We start from the raw sequence: 253 nt of genomic DNA, 5'->3' as shown, positions 1-253 counted from the left end.
GCGATGGCACCCAGCGCCGCAGCAGAACCGTCTTTGATGATGGACGACCCCGAGGATGAGGCAAAATGAGCACCACCACCGACAAACCCCTGGTGCGCATCGAAGGGCTCCACAAGTACTTCGGCCCGCACCACGTGCTCCGCGGCATTGGCCTGACCGTCAACCAAGGCGAAGTATCGGTAGTCATCGGGCCGTCCGGTTCCGGCAAATCCACCATGCTCCGCTGCGTGAACCTCTTGGAGAGCATCAGCGC

Annotated in this window: 1 protein-coding gene; it reads left to right on the top strand. The window is 62.1% G+C overall.

The annotated features are described in order from the left end of the window. Window positions 1–65: 65 nt before the first annotated feature. Window positions 66–253 (top strand): ATP-binding cassette domain-containing protein (locus SB724_RS21115; protein ID WP_410572948.1); only part of this gene is annotated, 188 nt, incomplete at its 3' end.

The organism is Bacillus sp. SIMBA_031 (assembly GCF_046535225.1).
GTDB lineage: Bacteria > Bacillota > Bacilli > Bacillales > Bacillaceae > Bacillus > Bacillus velezensis.
The sequence above is the reverse complement of the archived record's forward strand: the minus strand, read 5'-3'. Positions and strand labels throughout refer to the sequence as shown.